Raw genomic sequence first — 17,641 nt, 5'->3', positions numbered from 1 at the left:
GCCCTAAACTGGTGCGCAAGGGATGACGGGTCGCATTTTCGCAACACAAAATCCGGTTTTCGGGCGCTTTCGTCAGACAAATTGGAAATACCGTTACTCCCCGGCGCAATAATCGGGGCACACGCACGACCCAGAAGGACTTCCCCAAATGCTGTACCAATTGCACGAAATGCAGCGCGCCTTCCTGACTCCGTTCGCTGCTTTCACGGATGCCGGTTCCCAGCTGTTCTCCAGCCCCTATAGCCCCCTCGCCTACACCCCGATCTCGCGCCAGATGGCCGCGGGATACGAGCTGATGACGCGCATCGGCAAGGAATACCAGAAACCCGCCTGGAACCTGCCCGCCACGGACATCAACGGCAAGTCGGTCCGGGTCACCGAATCGGTCGTGCTGGACAAGCCCTTCTGCCGCCTGGTGCACTTCCACCGCGACGTGCGCCAAGCGCCGCAGGACGATCCCAAGGTCCTGCTGGTGGCGCCGCTGTCGGGCCACCACGCCACCCTGCTGCGCGACACCGTGCGCGCCCTGCTGCCGGGCCACGACGTCTACGTCACGGACTGGATCGACGCCCGCATGGTGCCGCTGTCGGCCGGCCCGTTCCACCTGAACGACTACGTGCGCTACGTGCAGGACTTCATCCGCCACCTGGGGCCGGACGTGCACGTGATCTCGGTCTGCCAGCCCACCGTGCCGGTGCTGGCCGCCGTGTCGCTGATGGCCTCGGCCAACGATCCCCGCCAGCCGCGCAGCATGGTCATGATGGGCGGCCCGATCGATCCGCGCCAGTCGCCCACGCAGGTGAACCGCCTGGCCACCACCAAGCCCTATTCGTGGTTCGAGAACCAGGTCATCCATCCGGTGCCGCCGCGCTATCCGGGGTCGGGCCGCAAGGTCTACCCGGGCTTCCTGCAGCACGCCGGCTTCATGGCCATGAACCCCGATCGCCACATGAAGTCGCACTACGACTTCTACCTGGACCTGCTGCGCGGCGACGACAGCGACGCCGAGGCCCATCGCCGCTTCTACGACGAATACAACGCCGTGCTGGACATGCCGGCCGAGTTCTACCTGGACACGATCCGCATGGTGTTCCAGGAATTCGCGCTGCCCGGCGGCACCTGGGAAGTCGACGGCCAGCTGGTGCGTCCGGCCGACATCAAGAAGGTGGCGCTGTTCACCATCGAGGGCGAGCTGGACGATATTTCCGGCCAGGGCCAGACGCGCGCGGCCATCAAGCTGTGCAAGAACATCCCGGCCGACCGCAAGATGCATTACACCGCGCCCAACTGCGGCCACTACGGGATTTTCTCGGGCCGCCGCTGGCGCGAAATGATCTGTCCTAAAATCGCGGAATTCATCCGCCAGTCGGCCTAGGGCGATCCGTCCTTTCCGAACCGTAGTCCACGGGGCCCGAGCGGCCCCGTTTGTTTTCCCGCCCGCGCGGCCACGCCCGGTTTCGCGCCCGCGCGGCGCCTTACGTTTTTCACTGTTCGCCATGTCCTGTCGTTCACTCGCCGACCGCGTCGACGCCCTGCTGCCCCAGACGCAGTGCACCAAGTGCGGCTATGACGGCTGCCGGCCCTATGCCGACGCCATCGCCGCCGGCGACGCCCCCATCAACCGCTGCCCGCCGGGCGGCGACGAAGGCATCGCCTCGCTCGCCGCCCTGTTGCAGACGCCCGCCCTGCCGCTCGACCTGAGCCGCGGCGAGCCCGGCCCGCTGCTGGTGGCCCGCATCGACGAGGCGCACTGCATCGGCTGCACGCTGTGCATCCAGGCCTGTCCGGTCGACGCCATCGTCGGCGCCAACAAGCACATGCATACCGTGCTGGCCGACTGGTGCACCGGCTGCGACCTGTGCGTGGCGCCCTGTCCGGTGGACTGCATCCAGATGGTGCCCGCCGGCCGCGCCTGGAGCGCCGAGGACGCCGCGGCCGGCCGCCAGCGCCATCGCCGCCACCAGGCGCGCATGGAGCGCCTGGCCGCCGACAACACGCGCCTGATGGCGCCCGAACCCGCGGCCGTGGCCACGCCCGCCGCCACCGCCACGGACGACGCGCAGAACGACGACCGCAAGCGCGCCGCCATTGAATCCGCGCTGGCCCGTGCCCGCGCCCGTCGCAACACCCCGCGCCCATGAACGCCGCCAAACGCCGAGAGATCTTCGCCCGCCTGCAGGCGGCCAATCCGCATCCGACCACCGAGCTCGAATACGACACGCCGTTCCAGCTGCTGATCGCGGTGCTGCTGTCGGCCCAGGCCACCGACAAGTCCGTCAACATCGCCACCCGCAAGTTCTTTCCCGACTACGGCACGCCGCAGGCGCTGCTGGCGCTGGGCGAGGAAGGCCTGGCCGACTACATCAAGACCATTGGCCTGTATCGCACCAAGGCCAAGAACGCGATCGCCACCTGCCGCCTGCTGATCGAGCAGCACGGCGGCGAAGTGCCGCAAACGCGCGAGGCGCTGGAAGCGCTGCCGGGCGTGGGCCGCAAGACCGCCAACGTGGTGTTGAACACCGCCTTCGGCCAACCCACGATGGCGGTTGACACGCACATCTTCCGCGTCTCCAACCGCACCGGCCTCGCCCCCGGCAAGAACGTGCTGGAAGTCGAGCTCAAGCTCGAGAAATTCGTGCCGCGCGAATATATGCAGGATGCGCACCACTGGCTGATCCTGCAGGGCCGCTACGTGTGCGTGGCGCGCAAACCGAAATGCCCGCAATGCGGTATTTCCGATCTCTGCGAATACAAAGACAAGACCCCGGCCTGAAGCGCTTGTCGCGCACCGCGATATAACCGTGGCGGCAACTCGCGCATCGGCAAAACCGGGTTTTCCCCGATGCCCGCGGCGATGACGAATTGATGACGATCAATACGAATTTGCTGCAACGCATTTTGCACTCGCACGGCGCGCCAACCCAATGGCAATGCGAATTGTCCGCTATCCGACAATTCACCTTGCCGCACCGCAAAACCTATGACAAACCCTCATGGAATTTTGATGGAGAGGTGCGCATACTCGCCGGCAACTCTTATAGAAAACCGTGGAATTTCCATCGTTTTCAAAACCCCGCGGGGGCCTGGCCCATAACGCCAGGCAGGGTCCATATAAATACAACGCCGGTGCAGCGGACATGGACGACACGATCCTGGAGACAAAAGGCCTCACCAAGGAATTCCGCGGTTTTGTCGCGGTCAATGGGGTCGATTTGCGTATCAAGCGAGGCGAGATTCATGCCTTGATCGGGCCGAACGGCGCGGGCAAGACGACATGCTTCAACCTGCTGACCAAGTTTCTCGCTCCCACCTCGGGAAGCATCAAGTTCAACGGCATCGACATCACCGGCGAGCGCCCGGCGCAGATCGCGCGGCGCGGGGTGATCCGTTCGTTCCAGATCTCGGCGGTGTTCCCTCACCTGACCGTGCTTGAGAACGTGCGCATCGGCCTGCAGCGCAAGACCGGACTGTCGTTCCATTTCTGGCAGAGCACCAAGCGCCTGGCCGCGCTCGACGAGCCGGCCCGCGCGCTGCTGGAGCAGGTCGACCTGGGCGCGTTCGCCAACGAGACCACCGTGAATCTGCCTTACGGCCGCAAGCGCGCGCTCGAGATCGCCACCACGCTGGCGATGGAGCCCGAGCTGATGCTGCTGGACGAACCGACGCAAGGCATGGGCCACGAAGACGTGGACCGCGTCACGCAGCTCATCAAGCGCGTCAGCGCCGGCCGCACCATCCTGATGGTCGAGCACAACATGAACGTCGTGTCCTCCATCGCCAACACCATCACCGTGCTGGCGCGCGGCGCCGTGCTGGCGGAGGGTTCCTACGCCGAAGTGTCCCGCCATCCCGCCGTGATGCAAGCCTACATGGGCACCACTGACGGCGAACTGCAAGGAGCGCACGCATGAGCACCCCGGCACTGGAAATCTCGGGCCTGCAGGCCTGGTACGGGGAATCGCATATCCTGCATGGCGTGGATATGCGCGTGGGGCAAGGCGAGGTCGTCACGCTGCTGGGCCGCAATGGCGCCGGCCGCACCACCACGCTGCGCGCCATCCTCGGCCTGACCGGCTCGCGCAAGGGCTCGGTGCGCATCCATGGCACCGAAGCCATCGATCTGCCGACCTACAAGATCGCCCACCTGGGCGTGGGCTACTGCCCCGAGGAACGCGGCATCTTCGCCAGCCTGTCGTGCGAAGAGAACCTGCTGCTGCCCCCGGTGGTCGGCTCGCTCGGCGGCGGCATGTCGCTGGCCGAGATCTACGACATGTTCCCCAACCTGCTGGAACGCCGCCATTCGCCCGGCACGCGCCTGTCGGGTGGCGAGCAACAGATGCTGGCGGTGGCGCGCATCCTGCGCACCGGCGCCAACCTGCTGCTGCTCGACGAAATCTCGGAGGGCCTGGCGCCCGTCATCGTGCAGGCCCTGGCCCGCATGATCACCGCGCTCAAGCAGCGCGGCTACACCATCGTCATGGTGGAACAGAATTTCCGCTTCGCCGCGCCGCTGGCCGATCGCTTCTACGTCATGGAGCACGGCCAGATCGTCGAGCATTTCGAAGCGTCGGAACTTTCAGAAAAACAGGACACGCTCAACGAATTGCTGGGCGTCTAAAACAACCTGTCACCCGCCGGTTTCCCGGCATCCCATATACCAAAGGGAAGAGGAGTCATCCCATGAAGCTGCACACCATCACTGCTGCACTGGCCATGGCGGGCCTGGGATTTGCCGGGGCACCCGCCCAGGCACAAGGCATCTCCGACGATGTCATCCGCATCGGCTTCATCACCGACATGTCGGGCGTGTATTCCGACATCGACGGCAAGGCCGGCCTGGAAGCGATCCGCATGGCGATCGAGGACTTCGGCGGCAACGTCAACGGCAAGAAGATCGAAGTGCTGTCGGCCGACCACCAGAACAAGGCGGACGTGGCCTCGGCCCGCGCCCGCGAGTGGTTCGACCAGCAGAAGGTCGACGTGATCATCGGCGGCACCAACTCCGCCACCAGCCTGGCGATGGCCGCCGTCGCGGCGGAAAAGAAGAAGCCCTTCATCGCCATCGGCGCGGGCGCTTCCGACCTGACCAACGCCCAGTGTTCGCCCTATACCGTGCACTACGCCTACGACACCGTGGCGCTGGCGCGCGGCACCGGTTCGGCGGTGGTGAAGGACGGCGGCAAGAGCTGGTTCTTCCTGACGGCCGACTACGCCTTCGGCCACGCGCTCGAGCGCGACACGATGGCGGTGGTCAAGGCCGCCGGCGGCGAGGTCAAGGGCCAGGTGCGCGCACCGCTGGGCGCTTCCGACTTCTCGTCGTTCCTGCTGCAGGCGCAATCGTCCAAGGCGCAGATCCTGGGCCTGGCGAACGCGGGCGGCGACACCATCAACTCGATCAAGGCCGCCAACGAATTCGGCGTCACCAAGACGATGAAGATGGCCGGCCTGCTGGTGTTCATCAACGACGTGCACTCGCTCGGCCTGGAAGCCACCCAGGGCATGTACCTGACCGACGGCTGGTACTGGGATCAATCCGACGCCTCGCGCGCCTGGGCCAAGAAATTCGAAGCCAAGGTCGGCCGCAAGCCCTCCATGCTGCAGGCCGGCGACTACTCGTCGGTCACGTTCTACCTGAACGGCGTGAAGGCCACCGGCACCGATGACGCCGACGCGCTCATGAAGTGGATGAAGTCGAACAAGATCAACGACTTCTTCACCCAGGGCGGCTACGTGCGCGAAGACGGCCGCATGATCCATGACATGTACCTGATGCAGGTGAAAACGCCGGCCGAATCGAAGGCCCCGTGGGACTACTACAAGGTCGTCGCCACGCTGCCGGGCGACGAGGTCTACACCAAGCTGTCCGAGTCGACCTGCAAGCTGGTCAAGAAGTAATTTCCGTCGATGCGACCCCTTGATGCGATCTGGCCCGCGCGGCCAGGTCGCATCTTGAATTTGCCCGCTTCCCTTCGTACGCGCAGGATTTTCACAAGATGACTGATATTTTCGGCATCCCCATACAGGCCTTGTTCGGCCAGTTGCTGCTGGGACTGGTCAACGGTTCGTTCTACGCCATGCTGTCGCTCGGCCTGGCGGTTATCTTCGGACTGCTGAACGTCATCAACTTCGCGCACGGCGCGCTTTACATGCTGGGCGCCTTCGTCGCCTGGATGGGGCTGTCGTACCTGGGGTTGAATTACTGGGTCATGCTGATCCTGGCGCCGCTGGTCGTCGGGCTGTTCGGCATCCTCATCGAGAAACTGCTGCTCAAGCACCTGTACAAGCTCGACCACCTCTATGGGTTGCTGCTGACCTTCGGCCTGACGCTGCTCATCGAGGGCCTGTTCCGCAGCTTCTACGGCGTGTCGGGCCAGCCCTATCCCACGCCCGAGGCGCTGCGCGGCGCCACCAACCTGGGCTTCATGGTGCTGCCGAACTACCGCGGCTGGGTGGTGGCGGCATCGGTGGTGGTGTGCCTGGCGACCTGGTTCGTGATCGAGCGCACCCGCCTGGGCGCGCTGCTGCGCGCCGGCACCGAGAACCCGCGGCTGGTCGAGGCCTTCGGCGTCAACGTGCCGCGCATGATCACGCTGACCTACGGCTTCGGCGTGGCGCTGGCCGGCTTCGCCGGCGTGCTGGCGGCGCCGGTGCTGCAGATCTCGCCGTTGATGGGCTCCAACCTCATCATCGTGGTATTCGCGGTGGTCGTGATCGGCGGCATGGGGTCCATCATGGGCGCCATCGTCACCGGACTGGGCCTGGGCGTGATCGAAGGCCTGACGAAGGTGTTCTGGCCCGAGGCGTCCAGCACGGTCGTCTTCATCATCATGGCCATTGTCCTGTTGCTGCGCCCGGCCGGGCTGTTCGGAAAAGAGAAATGAATCGTCAATTCCTGGGCTATGCCGTCCTGGCCGTCGTGGTGGCCATTCTTCCTTTCGTCGGGGTGTATCCGATCTTCGCCATGAAGATCATGTGCTATGCCCTGTTCGCCTGCGCCTTCAACCTGCTGCTGGGCTTCACCGGCCTGCTGTCGTTCGGCCACGCCGCCTTCCTCGGCAGCGCCGCGTACGCGGCCGGTCACGCGCTCAAGGTATGGGGCGTGCCGACCGAGATCGGCCTGCTGTTCGGCGTCGCGGTGGCCGCGCTGCTGGGCCTGGCGATGGGCGCGCTGGCGATCCGCCGCAGCGGCATCTACTTCGCCATGATCACGCTGGCGCTGGCGCAGATGGTGTTCTTCTTCTTCCTGCAGGCCAAGTTCACCGGCGGCGAGGACGGGCTGCAGAGCGTGCCGCGCGGCACGCTGCTGGGGATCATCGACCTGTCCAAGGACCTGAACCTGTACTACCTGGTGATGGGCGTGTTCATCATCGGCTACTTCATCATCTGGCGCACGGTGCACTCGCCGTTCGGCCAAGTGCTGCAGGCGCTGCGCGAGAACGAGCCGCGCGCGATCTCGCTGGGCTACGACGTCGACCGCTTCAAGCTGCTGGCCTTCGTGCTGTCGGCCGCCATCGCCGGCCTGGCGGGCGCCACCAAGACGCTGGTGTTCGTGTCGGCCACGCTGTCCGACGCGACCTGGCAGATGTCGGGCCTGGTGATCCTGATGACGCTGATCGGCGGGCTCGGCACGCTGACCGGGCCGATCCTCGGCGCCTTCATCGTGGTGCTGCTGGAGAACAAGGTGGGCGACTTCGGCCAGATGATGGCCAACCTGACCGGCGTCGACTGGTTCCTGCGCCTGGGCGAATCGGTCACCATCGTGATCGGCCTGATCTTCGTGATCTGCGTGCTGGCGTTCCGCCGCGGCATCGTCGGCGAGATCGGCGCGTTGATCGAGAAGCGGCGCGCGGCGCGCGCCTGATGCGCGCGGCCGCCGGCCGCGTCGCCTGCCTGACCCTCGGGGCCGCTGAACGCGGCCCCGATTGCATGGCGCCTTTACAATGACCGGCACGCAATCAGAAAGGTGCTCCATCATGCGCATGAAGCCTTTGCTCGCCGGCGCCCTGGCGCTGACCGCCGCCCTGCTCGCGCCCGCCGCGGCCCATGCTGCCAAGCCGGTCTGCGAAGTCGACCGCCCGGTCCGTTTCAGCGGCCTGAACTGGGAATCCAATCTGGTGCTGGCCGGCATCGAGCGCTACGTGATGGAACACGGCTACGGCTGCAAGACCAGCGTCGAGATCGGCGAGACGCTGCCCATGCTGGCCGCCCTGCAGCGCGGCGACGTCGACGTCACGCCCGAAGTGTGGCCGGGACAGATCGAGGTGGCCTGGAAGAAGGCCCTGGCCAGCGGCCGCGTGCAGGGCCTGGGCCACGTCTACGACGCCGGCGAAGGCTGGTACGTGCCGCGCTATACCGTGCAACGCCATCCCGACCTGAAGTCGGCGGCGGACCTGGCGCGCTTCAAGGAAGTCTTCGCCGACCCGGAAGACCCGGGCCGCGGCCGCATCTACGGCTGCCCCGCGGGCTGGGCCTGCGGCACGCTGAACGACAACCTGCTGCGCGCGCTCGACCTGGACCGCGACTACAGCCTGTTCGCGCCGGGTTCCGGCGCGGCGCAGAAGGCCGCCATCCTGTCGGCCTACAAGCGCAAGCGCGACATCGTCTTCTACTACTGGACCCCCACCGCGCTGGTCGGCGCGCTCGACCTGGTCAAGCTGGAACTGCCGGCCTTCGACCAGACCGCCTATACCTGCCTGACCGATCCCAAGTGCGCCAAGCCCGTGGCCACCGAATTCAAGCCCAACCCCGTGGTCACCGGCGTCAACAGCGCCTTCGCCAAGGACGCGCCGCAGCTGGCCGCGTTCCTGGCCAAACTCACCATTCCCAGCGACGCCATCGATGCCACGCTGGGCTGGCTGGAGACCGAAGGCAAGGAACCCGAGGAGGCGGCGCGCTACTTCCTCAAGCAATACGGCCCGGTCTGGCGGCAATGGATGCCGGCCGACGCGGCCGAACGGGTGCAGGCGGCGCTCGACAAGGAGTGAGGCGGTCCGCGCCTCATGTATCCTGACGTTTCGGCGCCGCTGACGCGCCCACCCGATACCCCCGAAGGAAACCCATCATGGACGCCCTGTTCTGGCACAACGGTCACTGGACCCCCGAAAACCCCAAACTGCTCGGCCCCGCCGACCACGCCTTCTGGATGGCCAGCATGGTCTTCGACGGCGCGCGCGCGTTCCGCGGCCTGACGCCCGACCTCGACCTGCACTGCCAGCGCGTGGTGCGCTCGGCCGAAAAGATGCTGATGAAGCCGCAGATCACGTGGCAGGAAATCCAGTCGCTGTGCCTGCAGGCCGTGGCCAAGTTCCCCGAGGGCAGCGAGCTCTACATCAAGCCGATGTTCTTCTGCGCCGACGGCTTCCTGCTGCCCGACGCCGACAAGACCCAGTTCGTGCTGCACGTCTTCAAGGTGCCGATGCCGGGCGAACAGGGCTTTGCCGCCTGCTTCTCCAGCTTCGCGCGTTCGTGGCCCAACATGGCGCCGACCGACGCCAAGGCCTCGTGCCTGTATCCCAACGGCCAGCGCGCCATCCGCGAAGCCATGGACAAGGGCTTCGACAACGCCATCATGCTGGACGGCGCCGGCAACGTCGCCGAGTTCGCCTCCAGCAACCTGTGGATCGCCAAGGACGGCGTGGTCTCGACCCCGGTCGACAACGGCACCTTCCTGAACGGCATCACGCGCCGCCGCGTGCTGGCGCTGCTCAAGGCCGATGGCGTGGACGTGCAGGAACGCAGCCTGACGCGCGCCGACATCGAGGCCGCCGACGAAGTGTTCTCGTCCGGCAACTACGGCAAGGTGGTGCACGTGAACCGCGTCGAGGACCGCGCGCTGGAATACGGCCCGCTGGCGCGCCGCGCCCACAAGCTGTACATGGACTACGCCGAAAGCACCCGCAAGCAATAACCCCCGCGGCCGCGGCGCGGCGGACCGCGCCGCCCGCCCCGGGCGGCGCCGCATGACAAGGAAGATTCCGCATGCATTCCCGACGCGAGTTCCTGCGTAGTGGCGCCGCGATCGCCGGCGCCGGCAGCGCCCTGGCGCTGCTCCCGGCCTCCATCCGCCGCGCGCTGGCGATTCCCGCCAACCGCCGCAAGGGCACCCTCGAGGACGTCGAGCACATCGTCATCTTCATGCAGGAAAACCGTTCGTTCGACCATTACTTCGGCGGCCTGGCCGGGGTACGCGGCTTCGGCGACCGCTTTCCCATCCCGGTGCCCGCCAGCCCCGATTTCGAACGCCGCACGGTCTGGGCGCAGTACAACGGCCGCCCCGATGAAGGCGCGCCGCGCAGCGTGCTGCCATTCCGGCTCGACACGCGCGAGGCCTATGAAGCCATGCGCGTGGCCAGCACCCCGCACACCTGGTCCAACGCCCAGGACGCCTGGGACGCCGGCCGCATGGGCCAATGGCCGGCCGCCAAGAAGAACCATTCGATGGCGTACTACACCGAGGCGGACATGCCTTTCCAGTACGCCATGGCGCGCGCCTTCACCGTGTGCGACGCCTACCACTGCTCGTTCACCGGCGGCACCAACGCCAACCGCCTGTTCGTCTGGAGCGGCACCAACGACGGCCTGGGCCGCGGCCACGGCCCGGCGCTGGGCAATACCTACAACAAGCTGGGGGGCGGCGATCCGGCCGGCGCCTACACCTGGACCACCTATCCCGAACGCCTGGAGCGCGCCGGCATCCGCTGGCGCATCTACCAGGACATGGCGGACAACTACTCGCTCAACCCGACCGCCGGCTTCAAGGCCTACCGCGACGCCTTCCACGGCCTGCCCGGCTCGCTGGCCGCGCTCAAGGACAAGGCGCTGACCACCCGCGGTCTGGACCTGCTGCGCCAGGACGTGCTCGACGGCACCCTGCCGCAGGTGTCGTGGATCTGCGCCACCAAGGCCGGCTCCGAGCATCCCAGCCCCTCCAGCCCGGCGCAGGGCGCCGACTACACCGCTCGCGTGCTGGACGCGCTGACCGCCAATCCCGAGGTCTGGAGCAAGACCGTGCTGCTGCTGATGTTCGACGAGAACGACGGCTTCTTCGACCACATGCCGCCGCCCGCCCCGCCCTCGCGCGGCCGCGATGGCCGGCTGGCGGGCACGTCGACCGTGGACACCGCGGGCGAATACCACGAGCTCGTCACCGGCGCCGAGAAGGACGACACGGCCGCGCACCTGCACGGCGTCTACGGCCTGGGACCGCGCGTGCCGATGTACGTGCTGTCGCCCTGGACCAAGGGCGGCTGGGTCAATTCGGAAGTGTTCGACCACACCTCGGTGCTGCGCTTCGTCGAGCGCCGCTTCGGCGTCGCCGAGCCCAACATTTCGCCCTGGCGCCGCGCGGTCTGCGGCGACCTGACCTCGATCTTCGATTTCGCCACGCCCGACCAGGCCGACCTGACGCGCGGCCTGCCGGCCACCGCCGCGCGCGCGGCCCAGGCCGCCGCCCTGCCCGGCACCATCACGCCGCCCGCGCCCGAACGGCCCGCGCTGGCGCGACAGCAGCCCGGCACCCGGCCATCGCGCGCGCTGCCCTACGCGCTGTCGGTGCAGGCCCGCGCCGGCCACGACAGCATCGCGCTGCGCATGGACAACACCGGCGCGGCCGGCGCCGTGCTGCACGTGTACGACCGCCTGCGCCTGGAGGACGGCCCACGCCGCTATACCCTCGAGTCGGGCAAGCATCTGGAAGACAGCTGGCCAGTGGCGGGCAACGACGGCCGCTACGATCTGTGGGTCCTCGGCCCCAACGGCTTCCATCGCCACGTGGCCGGCCGGCTGCACGCCGACGCCGCGCCCCTGTCGGTCGAGGCCGCCTGCGATCCCGCCGGGCCGACCTTGCGCCTGAAGCTGCACAACCCGGGCGCGCTGGCGCGCGGCTTCCAGGTCGAGGCCAACGCCTATGGCCACGCCGGCCATCACGAACCGGCGCTGGAAGCGGGCGTCAGCGCCACCCTGGCCTGGGACCTGGCAGCCAGCGGCGGCTGGTACGACTTCAGCGTGCGCGCCGACGACGCGCCCGGCTTCATCCGCCGCGTGGCCGGACGCATCGAGACCGGCGCCCCCTCCACCTCCGACCCCGCGATGGGCCAGGAATTGATTCTGCATTGGACGCTACCGGCATGAAACCGCCCGCCCCCTACGAGAACGCCGTGACCTTCCAGTTCGGTGATTCGCCCGAACTGGCCGATGAACTGCTGGCATTGGTGTTGTCGGGCGCCAAGACCGCGACCTGCGGCGCGCTGCGCGACTTCGACGAGAAGGAACCGGTGCCCGGGCCGGGCCGGCGCGACGTGGTGCTGGACGGCCGCGGCCGCCCGGCCTGCGCCATCGAGACGCTCAGCATCGTGATCCAGCGTTTCGACGAAGTGGACGAAGCCTTTGCCTTGGCCGAGGGCGAAGGCCCCTACGACGTCTGGCGCTCGGAGCACATCGCCTATTTCGACCGCAATGGCGGCTATGCGCCGGACCTGCTGCTGGTGTGCGAGCGCTTCCGCGTGGTCGAGGTGTTCGAACGCGAGGCGGGCTGAGGCGCCCGCCTCGCGGCGTGGATCAGGCCTCGGCCTGCTCCGCGCCCTTGCCCAGGCCGAGATAGCTCTCGATCACCTTGGGATCGCCGGCCAGCTCGCGCGCCGGGCCGTGCAAGATGACTTCGCCGGTTTCGAGCACGTAGCCGTAGTCGGCCACTTGCAGCGCCGCGCGCGCATTCTGTTCCACCAGCAGGATCGCCACGCCGGTTTCGCGCAGGCGCGCGATGATGTGGAAGATCTCGCGCACGATGCGCGGCGCCAGGCCCAGGCTGGGCTCGTCCAGCATCAGCAGCGCCGGCTTGGCCATCAGCGCGCGGCCGACCGCCAGCATCTGGCGCTCGCCGCCCGACAGCGTGCCGGCCTGCTGGGCGCGGCGCTCACGCAGGCGCGGGAACAGGTCGAAGACTTCGTTGAGCGTGTCGCGCCAGCCGCTTTCACGGGCGCGGTAGCGGCGGAAACCGCCCAGCAGCAGGTTGTCTTCCACCGACATGCTGCCGAACAGCTCGCGCCGTTCGGGCACCAGCGACATGCCGGCGGCGACGCGGCGCTCGACCGGCCAGCTCGACACATCGGTGCCGGCGTACTGCACGGAGCCGGCCGCGTGGCCGGTCTGGGGCAACGCGCCCATCATGGCGTTCAGCATGGTCGACTTGCCGGCGCCGTTGGCGCCGATCACGGTGACGATGCTGCCGGCCGGAACCGTCAGCGTGGCGCCGGCCAGCGCGCCGACCTTGCCGTAGCGGGCCGACAGGTTGGTGACTTCGAGAACGGGCTTGGACGTCGTCATTGCACGCCTCCCGCGGACACCGGCTTGGCCTGGTCGGCTTCGGGCAGGTCGTCGTCGATGCCGCCCAGGTAGGCTTCCAGCACCGCCGGGTTCTGTTGCACTTCGGCCGGCACGCCTTCGGCCAGCTTGGTGCCGAAATCCATCACCACCAGGTGGTTGGTCAGGCGCATCACAAAATCCATGTCGTGTTCAACCAGCAGAATGCTCATGCCCTCGGCGCGCAGCTGTTCCAGCACGCGGGCCAGGTCTTGCTTTTCCTTGTAGCGCAGGCCGGCGGCCGGCTCGTCCAGCAACAGCAGCACCGGATCGCTGGCCAGGGCCCGCGCGATTTCCAGGATGCGTTGCTGGCCCAGCGCCAGGTTGCCGGCCTGTTCGTACAGGTATTCGCCCAGGCCGACGCGCTTGATCTGCTCGGCGGCCTCGTGCAGCAGCTGCGCCTCGCGCGCCCGGTCGGTGTGCAAGGCGCCCGCCCACACGCCCACGTCGGAGCGCAGGTGCGCGCCCAGCGCGACGTTTTCCAGCACCGTCATGCCCGGCAGCAGTTGCACGTGCTGGAAGGTGCGGCCCACGCCCAGCTTGGCGATCTCGCGCGCCGAGCGGCTGTCGATGCGCTCGCCCATGAACGTGACCTGGCCGCGCGTCACCGGCAGCACGCCGCTGATCAGGTTGAAGGTGGTGCTCTTGCCGGCGCCGTTGGGGCCGATCAGGCCCATGATCTCGCCGGAGCGGACCTTGAAGCTGATGTCGTTGACGGCGACCAGGCCGCCGAATTCCTTGCGGATGGCGTCCACTTCCAGCACCACCTGCCCGGCCTGCGGCCGCGCGCGCAGCGGCAACGCCGGCGCCGGCTTGGGCGGCGCCAGGTTGCGGCGCGAACCGTCGGCGCCGGTGAGGCTGCCCCACCAGCCCGCCAGGATCGGCCAGAGGCCGTTGCGGGCGTATTGCAGCATCAGGATCAGCAGCACGCCGAAGACGATCATCTCGAAGTTGGCGTTGGTGTCCAGCAGCTTGGGCAGCAGGTTCTGCAGCTGGTCCTTCAGCACCAGGATGACGCTGGAGCCGAGCAGCGCGCCCCAGACGTAGCCGGCGCCGCCGACCACGGCCATGAACAGGTACTCGATGCCGTAGTTGATGCCGAACGGGCTGGGGCTGACGGCGCGCTGCATGTGCGCGTAGAGCCAGCCCGAGACGCAGGCCAGCAGCGCCGCCCAGACGAAGATCACGACCTTGTACGCCGCAGTGTTCACGCCCATCGACTCGGCCATGCCGGCGCCGCTCTTGAGCGCGCGGATGGCGCGGCCCGGACGCGAGTTCAGCAGGTTGCGGGTGGCCCACAGCGCCAGCAGCACGAATACCCAGATCAGGTAATAGATGTGGCGGCCGCTGGCCAGCGACATGCCAAAGAGGCTGATGGGCTCGATGCCGGCGATGCCGTCATGCTTGCCCAGCCAGTCCAGGTTGCCGAACAGGAAGTACAGCGACAGGCCCCAGGCGATGGTGCCCAGCGGCAGGTAGTGGCCCGACAGGCGCAGCGTGATCGCGCCCAGCAGGTAGGCCACCACGGCGGTCAGGATCAGGCCGGCGGGCAGCGCCAGCCACGGCGACACGTCGTATTGCGTGGTCAGGTAGGCGGTGGTGTACGCGCCCAGGCCGACGAACGCGGCCTGGCCGAACGAGGTCAGGCCGCCGACGCCGGTCAGCAGCACCAGCCCCAGCACCACCAGGCTGGCCAGCCCGATGTAGTTCAGTTGCGTCACCCAGAACTCGGGCGTGACCGGCAGCAGCGGCAGCCCCGCCAGGACGACGATGAAGAGGACAAGCAGAATGCGGTTCATGGCGTTTATTCCTCTTCGTCCACGTGATGGGTGCTGAACGAACGCCAGACCAGAACCGGGATAATCAAGGTGAAGACGATCACTTCCTTGTAGGCGCTGGCCCAGAAGGACGAGAACGATTCCAGCACGCCCACCAGCAGCGAGCCGGCGGCCGCCACGGGGTAGCTGGCCAGGCCACCGATGATGGCGCCGACGAAGCCCTTCAGGCCGATCAGGAAGCCGGTGTCGTAGTAGACCGTGGTGATGGGCGCGATCAGCATGCCGGACATGGCGCCGATGGCGGTGGCCAGCGTGAAGGTCAGGCTGCCTGACATGGTGGTGCTGATGCCGACCAGGCGCGCTCCGCGGCGGTTGACAGCGGTGGCGCGCAACGCGCGGCCGTACAGCGTCTTGCCGAAGAACAGCCACAGCGCGATGATCAGCAGCGCGCAGGTCGCGACCACGAACAGGCTCTGCGCCGACCAGGTGGTGAAGCCCAGGTCAACCTGGCCGCTCACGAACGCGGGCGTGCGCCAGCCTTCGGCGCCGAAGAACACCAGGGCCAGGCCGGTCAGCGCGAAGTGCACCGCCACCGACACGATCAGCAGCACCAGCACGGTGGCCTCGGCCAGCGGCTGGTAGACGATGCGATAGACCATCGGGCCCATCGGGATCACCAGCAGCAGCGTCAACAGCATGTTGAGCCACAGGGAATTGCCGGCCGCGGTGTAGGTGACCGTCAGCCACAGCAGCGCGAGCGGCAGGACGAGACAGGTCAGCACGGCCTTGGGCAGGCCTGCCGCGCTGCGGGTCCGCAGCGCGCGCAGCAGTTCAAGCGCCAGGCAGACGACGCCCAGCAGCGGCAGGAGATAGGCGGTGCCGGGCACCTTGCCGTCCACCAGCATCGCGAGCGTCAGGGCGCCGAACGCCACGAACTCGCCCTGGGGAATGAAAATGACGCGCGTAACGGCGAATACCAGCACCAGCGCCATGCCCAGCAGGGCATAGATGGCGCCGTTGACGATACCGTCTTGCAGCAGAATCAGCGCAATTGAGGAATCCATCTAACAACCTTATTGATTCTTGGTGTTCCGACCCCGCCCGGAACACTGATACGACACACCGGCCGGAGAGGCCGGTGCGAAGCATTGCTCGGGCACCACGAAAGGTGCCCGTGGATCGGGCAATCCAGGGGAATTACAGGCCGGGCTGGTAGACCCACTTGCCGCCTTCCACCTTGACGATGACGCGCGAACGCTCGTCGAAACCGGCGTGGTCGGTCGGCGACATGTTGAACACGCCTTGCGACGCGGGCAGGTCCTTGATGTTTTCCAGGGCGTCGCGCATGGCGGCGCGGAATTCCGGCGTGCCGGGCTTGGCGCCGGACTTCAGGGCCACGGGCAGCGCGGCCACGACCAATTGGCCGGCATCCCACATGTGGCCGCCGAAGGTGTTGGTCGAACCGGCGCCGTTGGCCTTCTCGTAGGTCTCGACGTAGGCCAGGGCCGACTTCTTGACCGGGTTGCTGTCGGGCAGCTGGGCGGCGACCAGCAGCGGGCCGGCCGGCAGGTACATGCCGTCGCAGTCCTTGCCGCAGACGCGCAGCACGTCGTTGTTGGCGGCGCCGTGGGTCTGGTAGATGGTGCCGCCGTAGTTGCGGGCCTTCAGTTCCTTTTGCGGCAGCGCGGACGGGGTGCCGGCGCCGGCGATCAGGATGGCGTCGGGCTTGGCGCCGATCAGCTTGAGCACCTGGCCCGTCACGCTGGTGTCGGTGCGGCTGTACTTTTCGATGGAGACGATCTCGATGCCCTTGGCCTTGGCGGCCTTCTGCATCACGTCCAGCCAGCCGTCGCCGTAGGCGTCGGCAAAGCCGATGAAGCCCAGCGTCTTGACCTTGGACTTGGCCATGGCGTCAGCCAGCGCGCCGGCCATCAGGGCGTCGTTCTGCGGGGTCTTGAAGACCCAGCGGCGCTTGTCGTCCACGGGCTCGACGATCTTGGCGCTGGCGGCCACGCTGATCATCGGCACCTTGGCTTCGGCGGCCACGTCCACCATGGCCAGCGAGCCCGGCGTGACCGACGTGCCGATCAGCACGTCGACCTTGTCGTCGGACGCCAGCTTGCGCGAGTTCTTGACGGCTTGGGTCGTGTCGGTGGCGTCGTCCAGGACGATCCACTCGATCTTCTGGCCGGCCACTTCCTTGGGCAGCAGCGCAACGGTGTTGCGCTCGGGGATACCCAGCGACGCGGCGGGGCCGGTGCTGGACACCGTCACACCCACCTTGACCTGGGCGCTGGCCAGCAGCGGCAGGGTCAGGGCAACGGCGGCGGCGGCCGCGGACAAGCCGAAGTGCTTGCGCATGTTTTGTCTCCTGTGGTGGCTCTTTTTTTGCCCCGGACGAGGCGGAAGCGAGCCTAGTTAAAGTTATACAGAAAAAAATATTATAGGGTTAAAACAGTATCAGATGACTTCGCGCAACTACGGTAAATCCCTGACGTGCTACAGAA

Annotated in this window: 16 protein-coding genes; 12 read left to right on the top strand and 4 right to left on the bottom strand. The window is 67.2% G+C overall.

The window, feature by feature from the left end:
* Window positions 1–148 precede the first annotated feature (148 nt).
* The 12 genes from AC1HFW_RS00415 (at window position 149) to AC1HFW_RS00360 (ending at window position 12,533) form a co-directional block, all read left to right on the top strand.
* Complete coding sequence (locus AC1HFW_RS00415; protein ID WP_479281511.1) at window positions 149–1,375, top strand: polyhydroxyalkanoate depolymerase; 1,227 nt, start codon at window positions 149–151, stop codon at window positions 1,373–1,375.
* 121 nt (window positions 1,376–1,496) lie between these two features.
* The gene (gene rsxB, locus AC1HFW_RS00410) at window positions 1,497–2,141 is read left to right on the top strand and encodes an electron transport complex subunit RsxB (protein ID WP_241073851.1); all 645 of its coding nucleotides are present in this window, start codon (window positions 1,497–1,499) and stop codon (window positions 2,139–2,141) included.
* Window positions 2,138–2,773 (top strand): endonuclease III, encoded by a 636-nt coding sequence (gene nth / locus AC1HFW_RS00405; RefSeq protein ID WP_061072179.1) that lies wholly within the window; start codon window positions 2,138–2,140, stop codon window positions 2,771–2,773. Before rsxB ends, nth begins: the two co-directional genes overlap by 4 nt.
* 364 nt (window positions 2,774–3,137) lie before the next feature.
* Entirely contained in the window at window positions 3,138–3,911 is a 774-nt protein-coding gene (locus AC1HFW_RS00400) for an ABC transporter ATP-binding protein (protein ID WP_006393449.1), read from the top strand.
* On the top strand, window positions 3,908–4,618 hold the full coding sequence (locus AC1HFW_RS00395; protein WP_006393448.1) for an ABC transporter ATP-binding protein: 711 nt from the start codon (window positions 3,908–3,910) through the stop codon (window positions 4,616–4,618). The genes AC1HFW_RS00400 and AC1HFW_RS00395 overlap by 4 nt, the downstream gene beginning before the upstream one ends.
* Window positions 4,619–4,680: 62 nt before the next feature.
* Window positions 4,681–5,895, top strand: coding sequence for an ABC transporter substrate-binding protein (locus tag AC1HFW_RS00390; protein ID WP_006393447.1), 1,215 nt, complete (start codon window positions 4,681–4,683; stop codon window positions 5,893–5,895).
* Window positions 5,896–5,993: 98 nt separating this feature from the next.
* The gene (locus AC1HFW_RS00385; protein ID WP_006393446.1) at window positions 5,994–6,881 is read left to right on the top strand and encodes a branched-chain amino acid ABC transporter permease; all 888 of its coding nucleotides are present in this window, start codon (window positions 5,994–5,996) and stop codon (window positions 6,879–6,881) included.
* On the top strand, window positions 6,878–7,861 hold the full coding sequence (locus AC1HFW_RS00380) for a branched-chain amino acid ABC transporter permease (protein ID WP_479281510.1): 984 nt from the start codon (window positions 6,878–6,880) through the stop codon (window positions 7,859–7,861). The genes AC1HFW_RS00385 and AC1HFW_RS00380 overlap by 4 nt, the downstream gene beginning before the upstream one ends.
* A 112-nt stretch (window positions 7,862–7,973) precedes the next feature.
* On the top strand, window positions 7,974–8,984 hold the full coding sequence (locus AC1HFW_RS00375; protein ID WP_241073850.1) for an ABC transporter substrate-binding protein: 1,011 nt from the start codon (window positions 7,974–7,976) through the stop codon (window positions 8,982–8,984).
* A 77-nt stretch (window positions 8,985–9,061) separates the two neighbouring features.
* On the top strand, window positions 9,062–9,907 hold the full coding sequence (locus AC1HFW_RS00370; protein WP_479281509.1) for a branched-chain amino acid aminotransferase: 846 nt from the start codon (window positions 9,062–9,064) through the stop codon (window positions 9,905–9,907).
* 71 nt (window positions 9,908–9,978) lie between these two features.
* Window positions 9,979–12,129, top strand: a complete 2,151-nt coding sequence (locus tag AC1HFW_RS00365; RefSeq protein ID WP_479281508.1) for a phosphocholine-specific phospholipase C — start codon at window positions 9,979–9,981, stop codon at window positions 12,127–12,129.
* Window positions 12,126–12,533: an ASCH domain-containing protein gene (locus AC1HFW_RS00360; RefSeq protein ID WP_479281507.1), complete on the top strand. Its 408-nt coding sequence runs from the start codon at window positions 12,126–12,128 to the stop codon at window positions 12,531–12,533. The genes AC1HFW_RS00365 and AC1HFW_RS00360 overlap by 4 nt, the downstream gene beginning before the upstream one ends.
* Before the next feature lie 22 nt (window positions 12,534–12,555).
* Here AC1HFW_RS00360 and AC1HFW_RS00355 read toward each other — a convergent pair whose 3' ends face one another.
* From AC1HFW_RS00355 to AC1HFW_RS00340, 4 genes are all read right to left on the bottom strand, one after another.
* The gene (locus AC1HFW_RS00355) at window positions 12,556–13,320 is read right to left on the bottom strand and encodes an ABC transporter ATP-binding protein (RefSeq protein WP_006393441.1); all 765 of its coding nucleotides are present in this window, start codon (window positions 13,318–13,320) and stop codon (window positions 12,556–12,558) included.
* A complete protein-coding gene (locus AC1HFW_RS00350) occupies window positions 13,317–15,155 on the bottom strand; it encodes a branched-chain amino acid ABC transporter ATP-binding protein/permease (protein WP_006393440.1) in 1,839 nt (612 codons plus the stop codon). Before AC1HFW_RS00350 ends, AC1HFW_RS00355 begins: the two co-directional genes overlap by 4 nt.
* Before the next feature lie 5 nt (window positions 15,156–15,160).
* The gene (locus AC1HFW_RS00345) at window positions 15,161–16,198 is read right to left on the bottom strand and encodes a branched-chain amino acid ABC transporter permease (RefSeq protein WP_020924722.1); all 1,038 of its coding nucleotides are present in this window, start codon (window positions 16,196–16,198) and stop codon (window positions 15,161–15,163) included.
* Window positions 16,199–16,331: 133 nt separating this feature from the next.
* Window positions 16,332–17,495 carry an ABC transporter substrate-binding protein gene (locus tag AC1HFW_RS00340; protein WP_006393438.1) on the bottom strand — a complete coding sequence of 388 codons (1,164 nt, stop codon included), beginning with the start codon at window positions 17,493–17,495 and terminating at the stop codon, window positions 16,332–16,334.
* Window positions 17,496–17,641: the final 146 nt, after the last annotated feature.

The organism is Achromobacter sp. ISS7 (assembly GCF_056523125.1).
Note: the sequence above shows the minus strand (reverse complement) of the source record. Positions and strands in the feature narration are given on the sequence as shown.